Consider the following 12908-nt stretch of genomic DNA (forward strand, 5'->3'; position numbering starts at 1 on the left):
GATTTCTGCGGGGTAAACAACCGGCGTTGCTTTTGATGGCGATACTGTACTGTGTCGCCAAATTTAGCTGGAACGTTGTACGGTACCGCCAGTTTTCCCACGCGGCTTCCAGCCTTCTACAGTCGGCAATTGCTTGCGAATCGCCTCTCGCGCTTTCTCCAGCGATCCGTATGGGAGCCGTTGATCGAGCGCGGCAAGCGCGGCCTGCGTGCGCTCTGCGATTTCATTTGCGGTCCCGCAGGCATTTCCGTTGCGCTTCGGGTTTAGTTTCCACAATGCGTTTGCGTAAGTGGCAATGACGGGAAGGCGCTGCTTGGCGATCTTGTCTCTCGTGCTACGCCCGTTGGCCGTTTGTTGCCTTTTTGCCAGTTTTTGGCGGCGTTCCATGAAGGGGCTCGTCCGGCTTAAATTCCCAAGCATGTGGGCTGTAAGCATAACTGTTTCGAGATTCGAGAGAATGAGAGTTTGGGTATTAAGGTCAGGCCCCTGAGAAACATGATTGATGACCGCCAAGACAGCTTTGGAGAATTTTTCACAGCAATTCCTGAGTTTTTCTTTTTCATCTTCTGTCCCATTATTATCGGTGTACCATTGCGCTGCCTCAGCAACCATATCATACTTTAGTCGCGCTAATTTACTTCCCGCCCGGTTGCGATCGCCAAGGGCGCTACGTCGTTCAATCATCTGCCGCCCCTTCCGCCCTTTGCGTCGTCGCGTTTCCCTCTCTGGTGGCCGCGATGGTTGCGTTGATCGAATCGGCTGCGCGACCAAGAGGAATTGGAGGCGAAGTGGCTAGATCGAACAGTGGTTTGCATTTCAGTGTGAGCGAGGAGCTTGCCTCTGACCGGAAGTCCGAAACGACGCGCGGCGGATGCGAATGCGTGCCGCAAATCAGGCAGCCTCGCGCAATTCAACTCCGCCCGCTCACGCACGCCGGTCCAAACCTTATCAATGGCGACAAAAGGCGCGTCAGCAAGCGGCACTGCGATGACCTGGGGATTATCCGCAGGGCGCGGAAGTTCGCCCAGTATGGCCGTTGCCGGCCAGCTTATATAAATGATTTTCTCTCTGATTTTCTTGTCGAAAAGATGGAGCGCTCGCCACTTGAAATCGGCGCTCGACCATCGCAGGCTCATGATTTCGCTGCGGCGGCAACCCGTGAGCGCTAGAAGCCGAATCGCGGCTACATGTGAATAGTTCCCTCTGCGAGCGCGGAGCCATCACAGGACCTCGCCGGAGTCATAGGCGGAGGTAGACGAGTGCTTGCTGGCATTTATGAAGTCATTGAGATCGGCACGTCCATAGACAATTCGACCGGCGAATTTTACACATTTGGGCCTTTTCCCGTCAATCTATGCTTCCCAGCGAGGGTACACATAGGACGTACACATTGATATGTAACGCGCGGATAGCTAGCAGGTCGTTTGAAATTTGAGGCCATTGACACGCGCGCTCGCGCGGCCTCGACCTCTCTCCTATGCTTAGCGCAAAGCAGGGCTGCGATATCCACCCAGACGTTAAATTCTTCACGTCTGGACGGACCTGCTCTCCACGGAAAGTGTCGTCGCGATCTCGATGGCCTTATCGGCAGGGAAACCGGGTATAGCGCCTATATTTTATATCCGAGGGATGTGGGTAATGCCGGCCGGACCTAAAGACGACAAGCGTCCCGCCAGTGAAAATCGTCTTCAATGTCCGCGCGACCCGCTAGCGCTCGATCGCAACCGGTCAAGTCGAAGACAAGAACGAAGCCGGCAAACACGCCAGCGCCGCCAATCTGGGACGGCTAGGCGCGCTGCGCCAGCGAAGGGCGGTTCTTACAAAACCACCGCGCACTGACGGAAACTGTTGAATTTGCTAAGCCCCCGTACGACACCTACGCCCAGATAGGCGCTTCCACCCAAGAAAATCGCGATTTTATTCACGCCGGAGGCGGACAACAACGTTTTCGGAGACGTTCTCCCCCATCGCGACACTAATCGTTGCCCCTATGGACTCAACGGCGCGACGCATTGGATCGGCGTCAAGGTGCGCATAACGAGCGGTGGTGGCTGGCTGGCTGTGCCCGAGCAACTTCCCGATGATCGGCAGGCCAAGCGACGCGCCGGCGCCGACCGAGGCGAACGAATGGCGCAGATCGTGGATGCGCAAGCCCCCAAGCCCTGCGGCCTTGATAACTGCAGCCCACGGCCGCTTCAGGTCCGAGCGCGGCTCCCCCTCCCTATCGCCGGGGATGAGGTGCGGGTTTCCGGCGATCCGGGGCAGCGCGGCGAGCACGGCCAGCGCGGCGGCTGAGAGATAAATGGGCTTGGCCCCGGTCTTCGAGTCGGGCAGACGGATAACGCCTCGTTCGAAGTCGACGTATTCCCATCGAGCGTGCAAAATCTCGCGCAGCCGAGCGCCGGTCAAAATCAATAATCGGATTGCAGCGGCGGCAAACGGGTCGAGCACCGTGCGTCGGTTTTCAGACTTGGGGGCGTGGTTGGCCTTCGCCTTCGTCTCGTCGGGCGACCATTCGAGGCCGATCGTTTCGCCCTCCCGCAAGACGTCGCCTAGCCGAGCGAGCTCGGCGATGGACATGTACCGCTCTCGCGCACTCTCAGCATAGCGCTGCACGCGGATCGCGGGATTGAGATGGCCGTCCGGCAGCAGCTGTCGATCGACGCCCCAAGAAAAGCATTTCGAGAGGGTCGCAAGGAAGCGATTGGCGGTGAATGGTGTTTCAGCCAGATTCGCGTGCATTTTTGCGACCTGGGCCCGAGTCAGGCTTTCAGCTTTGGCCAAACCGTGCTGCCGCCGTAGTATTTCCAGCGATGCGACATATCCTTGTGCCGTCCGCGGCTTGCATTTGGTGGCGATGTGCTCGGCCGCGAATGCATCGATCAAGTCTGAGATCGTCAGCGCCCTGCGGCGTTCGTCCTTCTCCGCCTGCGGATCGCGTCCATGGCGCACGGTAGAGAGCGCTTCCGTTGCAGCCTTGCGCGCCTGGTCGGGCGTGAGCGGGCCATACGCGCCGATCGTGAGCCGCTTCTTCGCAATTGCGCGGCCGCCGCCGTGCGGCCGGTACTCGACGACGAAAGTTTTTATGCCGCTGGGCGCGACGCGCAGTCCAAATCCAGCCAGCTTTCCGTCAAAGACGATATAGGACTTTTCACGAGGGGCGAGGGCGTCGATCGTGCGCTTAGTAAGGCCTTTAGTCATTGTCGCCACCGTGTCGCCACCAGAAAAGAAACCGTGGGTAGCTATGCGAAACAATATCGCATATGAATCGCAGTAACTACAGGGAGAAGTGATACACAATGAAATAAAAAGAAACTGAAAGATATCGCGACGGTCTGACTTTTAATCAGAGGGTCATGGGTTCGAGCCCCATCGCGCTCACCAAAGGAAATGAAGTAAAATCAATAGGTTACGGCTGGAAAAAAAGAGAACAAAATGAGATAAAGCCAGACGCGCTACGGTACTTTACAGCAGACTTTACATTTTGCTTTTTGCGCTTTCCGCTTTTTTTGCTCACTCGAAGAAATCCCCCGATAACAATCGCGACGTTCGCCGCAATAGGGTGACTTCTTTCCATCGACCATGCTGAATGGACGGTGAAGCGTGTGCCGCTATGGGTGAAGGCTTTTTCTCGTCCTCGGGCCCGCTGAGTCCGTTTGCCGCAAGGCTGGCGCAACGTCCGATCGATAAGGCGACCACAAAGCTGGACGCTTCTAAAAACCTCGCCAATTCCTGCGATTTTTGATTCCATCGTCTCCGTTGGGTCGGGGATGATTCGATGAGAAAGCAGCCGGGATTTTTCGACGTCGATGATCGTTTGCGGCGGCTGAGCGATCTTGGGGACCAGCTCGAGGCGTTCCGTGCGGCGGTGGATTTCGAGATGTTCCGCCCTGGCCTAGTCGCGGCGCTTTCTTATTCCGATGGTGCGCAAGGCGGGCGTCCGCCATTCGATCCGGTCATGATGTTCAAAATCCTCGTCATTCAGGCGACGAACAATCTCTCGGACGAACGCGCCGAGTTCCTGATCAATGATCGCCTGTCGTTCATGCGTTTTCTCGGAGTTGGATTATCAGATCGCATCCCCGACGCGCGGACGATTTGGCTGTTCCGGGAGAAACTGACGAAAGCCGGCGCCATTGGGCCTTTGTTTGAGCGTTTCGATGCGACGCTTCGGCAATCCGGCTACATCGCCATGTCGGGTCAGATCGTTGATGCGAGCCTGATCGCCGCGCCACGCAACGCAACACCATTGAAGAGAAGGCGGCGATCAAGGAAGGGCGGGTCCCGGACGGACTGGAAGGACAAGCCCGCGAAACTGCGCCAGAAGGATCGCGAGGCGCGTTGGACGGTCAAGTTCACTAAGGCCAAGCTGCGCGAGGATGGCTCGACGCCGCCGGTCGATCTGGCGATTCCTATCTTCGGCTATCAAAACCACATCTCGATTGATCGCGGCTTCGGCTTTATTCGCAAATGGAGCGCGACAGACGCCGCCGCCTATGAAGGCCGGCGCCTCCGTGAAGGACTTCTCGACAAGACCAACACGGCGAGCGCAGTCCGGGCGGACACAGCCTATCGCTCGAAAGCCAACGAAGAGTTCATGGAAAAGAACGGCTTCGTCAGCCACGTTCATCGCAAGAAGCCGAAGGGCTGCGCCATGCCAGAGGCTCTCTCCCGGGCGAACAACGCCAAATCGAAAGTCCGATCCAAGGTCGAGCATGTCTTCGCCGAGCAAAAGGACCGGATGGACTTATTCATCCGCACCATCGGGATCGCCCGGGCGAAAGTGAAGATCGGAATGGCGAACCTCGTCTACAACATCAAAAGATTGCTGTTCCTGCGGCGCATCGCCCTGGCCTAGCGCCTTCAATGCCGCCGCTGACGGCACAAAACAAAACGTCGGCCAGGAGCCTTTCTTCAGAGAAAGCCCACGTCGAATCCGATCAATCCCGTCCAATTAGGGCAACGGAGGCTGTTGATAGAAGCGTCCAGCTTATTGGCGACTCGGTCGACAACATGCAAGCTCAAGCCACATTTCAAAACTGGCATTTGAGGGGCAATGTGGTTTTTATTTGTACAATCGCCGGGAGCGACGTTTCAGGGATTTTCTTCGATAGAGGCAATACTCACTTACTGATGTACTACATCGGATATGATGACTTCGACGACAAATCCTATTTTTTATTCGTGAGCTTAGCCCCAGTTATGGGGGATGACAGCCTTGAGCTTAATTTCTGGATTACAGAGCGTGAGGTCGACGGGGATCGCATAGTGCATTTGTGCACAGGCTTGGGCGGCGATCGCCTATTCGCTCAGCACGACTGCGTCGCAGTCCCCCGAAATCGTTACATCCCGGAGCGCGCGGTCGAGATATGCGGCGCAGCTCTTGCTTCGCCAATGTCAGAGCTCCTGGGCCAAGACCGCGTTGCGGTTCTTCCCCCGCTTCCCCAACTAAAAGCCCGGCTTAGCGCCGGGCTTTTTTCTTTGTCTTTTGACTTCGATCATCCGCGACGGCTCGAACGAGGCCGGCCATCTCGGTTGAGCCACGCCCTTCGAGATCGCCTTTCCGCGTCCTACAGGGCGCGCAGGAACTGCACTAGGTCCTGTTTTTCCGACGATGTCAGCTTTGCCCCCTCAACCAGGTTGAAGAACTCGACCGTGTCTTCCAAAGTTAACAGCCGTCCGTCGTGCAGGTATGGCGGCGTATCCTTGACGCCGCGCAACGGAAACGACTTGATCGGTCCATCGCCGCTGGCCATCATGTTATTGATCATCTCAGGCTTGTAGAAGCGCTCCGTTTGCAGATTGTGCATCAGGTTGTCGGTGTAATAGGGAGGAGCGTGACAAGTGGAACACTGCCCTTTGCCAAAAAAGACCTCTTGGCCGCGCAATTCGGCCGGCGACGCTTTCGTCGGGTCAAGTTTTCCATAGATGTCGAGCTTGGGCGCCGGAGGAAAGTCTAGCAGCTCCTGAAATTCAGCCATGTCCTGGATTTGACTGCCACGCTCCAGGATATTGACCCCCTTCTTGGTGGCGATGACCGGATCGCCGTCGAAATAGGCGCCGCGCTGCTCGAATTGGGTGAAATCCTCAACCGTTTTTAAGGCGCGCTGGGAGCCAAAGAGCCGCTGGATATTTACCCCGCGCAGCGTAGGCGTTTCGACGCGATGCCGGTACTCCTGCGGACGGGCCTCACCCGCAAGATGGGTCGCGCCGTTGGTGTTGCCGTTCTGGTGGCAATCGAAGCAGGTGACGCCGCGGCTTGCTTTCTCCGAACGGCGATCTTCCGTTTGATTAAACTGCTGCTGCGGAAACGGCGTCAGCAACAGGCGTAGCCCCTCGATCTGTTTGGGGTTCAGAATGCCGTTGAAGATCTCGTAATAGTTCTCGATGGTAACCAGCTTGCCTTGCGAGACATCGCCGAGATCAGGACGGGAGGTCAAATAGATGGGCGCTGGAAACTCGGGCAGAAAAGGATCGGGAATATCGAAATCCAAATCGAAGCGCGTAAGGTCGCGCCCCTCCTGCTTTTCAATTTCGTCGATCTCAAACTTCGGAAAGAGCATCCCGCCTTCCGGATGGTTCGGATGAGGCAGCGGATAGAAACCCCTCGGGAATAAACCCTGGTCGCGGATTTCGGTCGGGCTCATCGCCGCCAGTCGATCCCAACTTGTCCCGGCAGGCAACTTGACGCGGACACCCTCCTGCAAGGGTTTTCCGCGCGACATCGTGGCGTCTTTGGAGGGTCGGTCGCTGAGGTCGTAGCGGGCGTCCAGAAGTTCCGAATGCGTCTTCTCGACGCCCGGTTTCGCCGCTTTCATGCGCCCCATGATCGACGTAAAGGCCTCCTTGATATCGACGGGCATGTAACTCGTTGCCCCGCGTTGCTCTTGCTGGGCGTGAGCGAGGCTTAGACTGCCAACGACACCGGTTGCCGCCAGCAAAGTCCAGATTTTTTTGTTTCGCGAAAATTTCATGACGAGATACCTCCGATAAGCTTAAGCTTACATCGTTGATGATCCATGAGGCAAACCTAATCGTGTCCCAAATGCTCCATCAAGTGAGCCGAGTTGGCCACTTGAATTCGATGCCGGGAAACGATGGGGTCACGCAGCGCTGCTTTATAAGCTCCCTTTCGCGCATTTGGCCCATACGAAAGATGTCGGCCTTGATAGCGCGAGCGCCGTCAGCGCCAATAACTCGGCCCACGAGGCTTCACCGTGCTTGGCGCCTGCTCCATATCTCCAGCGGCTTGAGATCGAAAAGCTGGTCGTTGATCCCAGTTACCAACCTGAAATTGGCAGATGCGGCGTCACGAACGTCTACCAAATAGCAGAGAATTTTGACTCAAAATCGGATGTTTGTTCGGGACTTGGGAAATCCTTGACGTCCAAATCAAGCTTCCTCTGGGCCGCTCCATGGCGTATGGGCGTGAGGCATTTTCCTCGATCCCGTTGGACCCATGATACGCATTGAAAAAATCGGCAAGCAGAACGGCAGGCAGATCCTCTTCATCGAGGCGTCGGCTTCTCTTCAGAGAGGCGAGAAGATCGGGCTCGTAGGCCCAAATGGGGCCGGCAAGACGACGCTCTTCCGGATGATCACAGGGGAGGAGCAGCCCGACGAAGGCCAGATCTCCACGGATCGTCGCATCACCATCGGCTACTTCAGCCAGGACGTGGGTGAGATGTCCGGCCGCAGCGTCGTCGCCGAGGTGATGAACGGCGCCGGCCCGGTCAGCGCCGTCGCCGCTGAGTTGAAGGAGCTCGAGGCCGGGCTCGCCGATCCAGACCGCGCGGCCGAGATGGAAGCCCTGATCGAGCGTTACGGCGAGACGCAGGCGCGCTTCGAGAGCCTGGACGGCTACGCTCTTGAGGGCCGAGCGCGGGAAGTCCTCGCCGGTCTCAGCTTCAGCCAAGAGATGATGGATGGCGACGTCGCCTCCCTTTCGGGCGGCTGGAAGATGCGGGTCGCGCTGGCTCGCATTCTCTTGATGGATCCGGACGTCATGCTGCTGGACGAGCCGAGCAACCATCTCGATCTTGAAAGCCTGATTTGGCTCGAAGCCTTTCTCAAAGGCTACGAGGGCGCGCTGCTAATGACCTCGCACGACCGCGAGTTCATGAATCGCATCGTCGGCAAAGTCGTGGAGATCGATGGCGGCGCGCTGACGACTTATTCGGGCGACTATGCGTTCTACGAGCAGCAACGCGCTTTGAGCGAGACGCAGCAGCAAGCGCAGTTCGAACGTCAGCAGGCGATGCTTGCCAAAGAGATTAAGTTCATCGAACGCTTCAAGGCGCGCGCATCGCACGCCGCTCAGGTGCAAAGCCGGGTCAAGAAACTCGACAAAATCGAACGCGTAGAGCCGCCGCGCCGCCGCTCGACCATGGCGTTCGAATTCCAGCCCGCGCCGCGGTCGGGCGACGATGTCGTAAGCCTGGAGAACGTGCACAAGCGCTATGGCGGCCGGAGCATCTACGAAGGGCTCAATTTCTCCGCACGGCGCAAAGAGCGTTGGTGTGTGATGGGCGTTAACGGCGCCGGCAAGTCGACCTTGTTGAAGCTCGTGGCCAATGCGACCCAACCGGATGCGGGCAAGGTGACGCTTGGCGGGGCAGTAAAGCTCGGCTATTTCGCGCAGCACGCCATGGACCTTCTCGATGGCGACGCGACGATTTTTCAGGAGCTCGAGACATCCTTCCCGCAGGCTGGACAGGGCTCGCTGCGTGCGCTCTCCGGCTGCTTTGGTTTTTCTGGCGACGACGTAGAGAAGCAGTGCCGGGTGCTCTCGGGTGGCGAGAAGGCCAGGTTGGTAATGGCCAAGATGCTGTTCGACCCGCCGAACTTCTTGGTCCTGGACGAGCCGACAAACCACCTCGACATCGACACGAAAGAGATGCTGATTGCGGCGTTGTCGCAGTACGAAGGCACCATGCTCTTCGTCTCGCACGACCGGCATTTCCTCGCGGCGCTATCCAATCGCGTGCTTGAACTCACGCCCGACGGCGTCCACCAGTACGGCGGCGGTTACACAGAATATGTGGCGCGAACCGGCCAGGAAGCTCCCGGCTTGCGAAGTTGATCGGATAATGCGCGCCGAGCCATAGCGCTGAGCCCCCAACAGTCGTAGTATAATTTTATTCGTAGCCAAATAATTGCCCGCGGCTCGGAGGCATTGCAACTTCCACGCGTGGATGTTTTGAAAACGACGTTTTCGAACCAAGCCGTCGCGATTTTCCTTTTTGCGATAGAGATGATTCAATGACGCGGGGACCATCGGCGTCATCCTGAAGCGGGCGGATTCACGGAAAGGGAGCGTCGCGTGACCAAGTTCGAAAGAGCGGATTCGTCCGGGGAGATATTGGAGACGGGTTCCAGCGCGCCGCGCAGCGCCGAGCGTACGCTTGAAGAAGCGATCGGCGCGCAAATTCGAACGCATCGCAAACGCCTGGACATTACAGGAGCCGAGCTTGCGGCGGCGGCGCGCCTGTCCACCGGCATGCTGTCCAAGATAGAAAATGGCCAGATCTCGCCATCGCTGTCGACGTTGCAATCCCTGGCGCGGGCGCTGAACCAGCCTCTTTCATCTTTTTTCACGCCATTCGAGGAGCATCATGATTGCTCCTTCGTGAAGGCGGGGCGAGGCGTCAGCATCGAGCGGCGCGGCACCAAGTCCGGCCATCATTATCAATTGCTTGGACATTCGCTTGGCGACGACATCGTCGTCGAGCCTTTCCTCATCACCCTATCGGAGGAGGCGCAGCCGTATACATCGTTTCAGCATGGCGGAGTGGAGCTGATCTACATGCTCACAGGCAAGGTGCTGTATCGGCATGCCGACAGGAGCTATCTGCTCGAGCCCGGCGATACGCTGTTTTTCGATGCGGCCGCGCCACACGGACCGGAGGAGTTGATCGAGCTTCCGATGACCTATCTATCGATCATCATCTACCCGCATGAGTGAACGATAGAGAATCCGCGGGTAACGATCCGAACGTTAGACGACTATAGGCCGAAACTCTCTCCTTCTTCAGGTCGAAAAATCCCCGCAATAAGCGCTGACGCTAGACGTTCGTAGATCTCAGCTATTCCGGCCGTCCGGTTTCTTCGAACGCAATGTGCGGTTGCCTCGGTTATGGCGCGCGTACGGCAGTTGCCCATTCAAGACCATGCCCACAATGCCAGACGAAAAGCGCAGCATTTGCGATGAGCCGCCGCTGAACCGCGCCCGACAACATGGTCTGCGCGTCGGGTCTTTCCGATCATTTCGACCGTAAATAATGCAGATTGCTTAGTAATAGCTCATTACTGGGTAAAAGATAGGCGATTTACTGTCTAATCCGTTGATTTTAAGTCGCTACAAAATTTAACACTCAAAATGACAAGAAAAACTGATTCCCAAGTGTTGACGACGGGCTTTAAGTTTCTTATAAAGAAACTACGTTCATCGCCTGTGAAGAATTGGGCAGGCTGCCTATTTTGTCGCCATTGGGGGTTTGCATGGATTCGTCTCGTAGAAAGTTCCTCCAGACCGCCTCGGTCGCCGCCGCCGCCATCGCCGCCCCGCAGATATGGATCCCGATGGCGAGCGATGCCTGGGGCGCAACCCTGAAGAAGGGCGAGCCGATTAAGGTCGGGCTTCTCTTTTCGCTAACCGGCGCTCTTGCAGTCCCAGAAGAAGACTCAACGCTCGTCATGCAATACGCGATTGACGAGATTAATAAGAATGGCGGCGTCGCCGGCCACCAGATCGAGCCAATTATTGTCGACGCAAAATCCGACTTCAACGTCTACTCAGAGAAAGCCAAAGAGCTGATCCTGCGCGATAAGGTCATCTCGATTTTTGGCTGCTATACTTCGGCGAGCCGCAAGGCGATTTTGCCGACCGTAATGTCGCAAAACAGTCTCCTCTATTATCCAACTTGCTACGAAGGCGCCGAGTGCACTCAAAATACGATCTGCACCGGCCCGCTCGCCAATCAGCATTCGAAAGATCTGATTCCTTACATGGTTCAGAATTTCGGGAAAAAGGTCTTCTTCGTCGGCTCAAACTACGTATGGCCGAAAGAATCCAATAAGAACGCCAAGGTCTGGCTTTCAGCCGCGAACGGTGAATTGGTCGGCGAAGAGTATATTCCGCTGGGCAGTTCCGAATTCGGGCCGATTTTGAACAAAATCCGCGATGCGAAACCGGACTTCATTTTCTCGACGGTGGTAGGCGCATCCGATATCGCCTTCCACAAGCAGTTCAAGCAGGAAGGATTTAAAGTCGACTCGATGCCGATCGCTTCGCTGACGACGGGCGAGATCGAAACCCGCGCCATGGGCAATGAATTCGGGGCAGGTCACTTCCTCTCGGCTCCTTATTTTCAGGCGCTCGACAATCCGACCAACCACAAATTCGTCGAAAGCTTCCTCAAGAGCAAATACGGGAAAAACGGCGCTACCCATTACAATATGGAGGAAACATATACCTCCGCCTATGTCTTCAAATATGGCCTCGAAGCCGCGATCAAAAAGGCGGGCAGCATCGATGGAATTACGCCGAAAATGATCCGCGACGCGAGCGGCGGGATCAAAGTCGAGGACGAGATCTCGCCGGAAGGCCTGATTTGGATCGACGATCAGAATTTCAATACGTGGTTGAAGCCGAAGATCGGACAATGCCAGGCTGACGGCAGCTTCAAGATCGTGAAGCAAGCCGAAAAGCAAGTCGCTCCGGACCCCTATTCGATCTATCCGGATGTCGGCGTATGCACATCGACAGGCCTTAAGGCTCCCGACGGCAAACTCCGCGTCAATGTGATTTGATTTGGCGCCCGACGCCTGCGGCGGCGGGTTCCAGGACGACGCTATGCGTCGAATAAAGAGGGCCCGGGCGTGATCGTTTCGATCTTGAAACCGTCATGCTCGAATCTTCTCGATCGGGCTTCATAGAGCCCATCGCATTTTCGCCGGCAAACGATGCGCCGCCACGAACGGCGGGCGCGGTCGGAGATGACTGATGACAGGGCATTCCTTATCCGCGGACGCGATCCCAATCCTGAACTCGCTGATACTCGGTCTCAGCATCGCGAGCATCTGGCTCATCGCGGCGCTTGGTCTTGCTATCATCTACGGAACGATCGGCGTGATCAATATGGCGCATGGCGAATTCATCATGCTCGGCGCCTACACTTCATACGCTCTTCAATCCCTGGTCGGCCTTCCCTTTTTACTCTGCATCCCGGCTTCCTTCGTGGTCGTCGGCTTGATTGGACTTATTCTGGAGCGAGGGCTGATCCGCTATCTTTATAAACGCCCTCTCGACACGCTTCTGGCGACATGGGGCGTTTCGCTCGTGTTGACCCAAGTGGTTCGCCTGATCTTCGGCAGCGATCCTAAATACATCGCCGTGCCGGAGATGTTTCAAAGCAACGTACAGCTTGGTTTCGTCAATCTTTCCGTGCTTCGCATCTTCATCTTCGCAATCACCATCGCGCTTGTCGTCGCGACAGTGCTTCTGTTCTATCGCACGCGGTTCGGCATGCAGGTCCGCGCCGTCATGCAGAATAAGGAAATGGCGGCGTCGTTCGGCATCAACGCTGATCGCGTCTACATGGTCACCTTTGCAATCGGAGCGGGTCTTGCGGGTCTTGCCGGCTCGCTGTTCGGCGTGCTCGCCATCGTATTGCCGACAATGGGTACGGCCTATGTAGTTCAGGCTTTTCTCGTCGTCGTCGTCGGCGGCGGCACGATTGTCGGGAGCGTTGTCGCGTCGGGCCTCACGGGCGAATTGCAGTCCATTTTCGCCTACGCCACGAGCGATACGTTCGCACGCTTCATTCTCTACCTGATGATTGTCGTCTTTCTTCGCTTTCGTCCCGCGGGGTTGTTTGCACCGGCCAAGGCGCGCCGCTAGCGGCGGC

The 12908-nt window shown here is 56.8% G+C and carries 8 protein-coding genes and 1 pseudogene; 5 read left to right on the forward strand and 4 right to left on the reverse strand.

Annotation, left to right across the window (positions count from 1 at the left end):
* Positions 1–63: 63 nt before the first annotated feature.
* The 3 genes from WDN46_07205 to WDN46_07215 form a co-directional block, all read right to left on the reverse strand.
* Complete coding sequence (locus WDN46_07205) at positions 64–684, reverse strand: hypothetical protein (GenBank protein ID MEJ0093212.1); 621 nt, start codon at positions 682–684, stop codon at positions 64–66.
* Positions 685–1917: 1233 nt separating this feature from the next.
* The gene (locus tag WDN46_07210) at positions 1918–3201 is read right to left on the reverse strand and encodes a site-specific integrase (GenBank protein MEJ0093213.1); all 1284 of its coding nucleotides are present in this window, start codon (positions 3199–3201) and stop codon (positions 1918–1920) included.
* 208 nt (positions 3202–3409) lie between these two features.
* The gene (locus WDN46_07215) at positions 3410–3751 is read right to left on the reverse strand and encodes a hypothetical protein (protein ID MEJ0093214.1); all 342 of its coding nucleotides are present in this window, start codon (positions 3749–3751) and stop codon (positions 3410–3412) included.
* Positions 3752–3778: 27 nt separating this feature from the next.
* Here WDN46_07215 and WDN46_07220 point away from each other — a divergent pair.
* Positions 3779–4858 (forward strand): annotated as a pseudogene (locus WDN46_07220) (IS5 family transposase).
* Positions 4859–5570: 712 nt separating this feature from the next.
* On the opposite strand, the gene WDN46_07225 reads toward WDN46_07220, so the two are convergent.
* A complete protein-coding gene (locus tag WDN46_07225; protein ID MEJ0093215.1) occupies positions 5571–6941 on the reverse strand; it encodes a cytochrome B6 in 1371 nt (456 codons plus the stop codon).
* A 518-nt stretch (positions 6942–7459) separates the two neighbouring features.
* Here WDN46_07225 and WDN46_07230 point away from each other — a divergent pair.
* From WDN46_07230 to urtB, 4 genes are all read left to right on the forward strand, one after another.
* Positions 7460–9082, forward strand: a complete 1623-nt coding sequence (locus WDN46_07230; protein ID MEJ0093216.1) for an ABC-F family ATP-binding cassette domain-containing protein — start codon at positions 7460–7462, stop codon at positions 9080–9082.
* A 240-nt stretch (positions 9083–9322) separates the two neighbouring features.
* The gene (locus WDN46_07235) at positions 9323–9964 is read left to right on the forward strand and encodes an XRE family transcriptional regulator (GenBank protein MEJ0093217.1); all 642 of its coding nucleotides are present in this window, start codon (positions 9323–9325) and stop codon (positions 9962–9964) included.
* 536 nt (positions 9965–10500) lie between these two features.
* A complete protein-coding gene (locus WDN46_07240; GenBank protein ID MEJ0093218.1) occupies positions 10501–11811 on the forward strand; it encodes a transporter substrate-binding domain-containing protein in 1311 nt (436 codons plus the stop codon).
* A gap of 193 nt (positions 11812–12004) precedes the next feature.
* Complete coding sequence (gene urtB / locus WDN46_07245; GenBank protein MEJ0093219.1) at positions 12005–12901, forward strand: urea ABC transporter permease subunit UrtB; 897 nt, start codon at positions 12005–12007, stop codon at positions 12899–12901.
* The last annotated feature ends 7 nt before the right edge of the window (positions 12902–12908 follow it).

It is taken from the genome of Methylocella sp., assembly GCA_037200525.1.
GTDB lineage: Bacteria > Pseudomonadota > Alphaproteobacteria > Rhizobiales > Beijerinckiaceae > Methylocapsa.

Excerpts from the sequence above, each read along its gene's own strand:
- WDN46_07205 (MEJ0093212.1), bottom strand. The coding sequence starts at position 684 with ATGATTGAACGACGTAGCGCCCTTGGCGATCGCAACCGGGCGGGAAGT.
- WDN46_07210 (MEJ0093213.1), bottom strand. The coding sequence starts at position 3,201 with ATGACTAAAGGCCTTACTAAGCGCACGATCGACGCCCTCGCCCCTCGT.
- WDN46_07215 (MEJ0093214.1), bottom strand. The coding sequence starts at position 3,751 with ATGGAATCAAAAATCGCAGGAATTGGCGAGGTTTTTAGAAGCGTCCAG.
- WDN46_07230 (MEJ0093216.1), top strand. The coding sequence starts at position 7,460 with ATGATACGCATTGAAAAAATCGGCAAGCAGAACGGCAGGCAGATCCTC.
- WDN46_07240 (MEJ0093218.1), top strand. The coding sequence starts at position 10,501 with ATGGATTCGTCTCGTAGAAAGTTCCTCCAGACCGCCTCGGTCGCCGCC.
- urtB (MEJ0093219.1), top strand. The coding sequence starts at position 12,005 with ATGACAGGGCATTCCTTATCCGCGGACGCGATCCCAATCCTGAACTCG.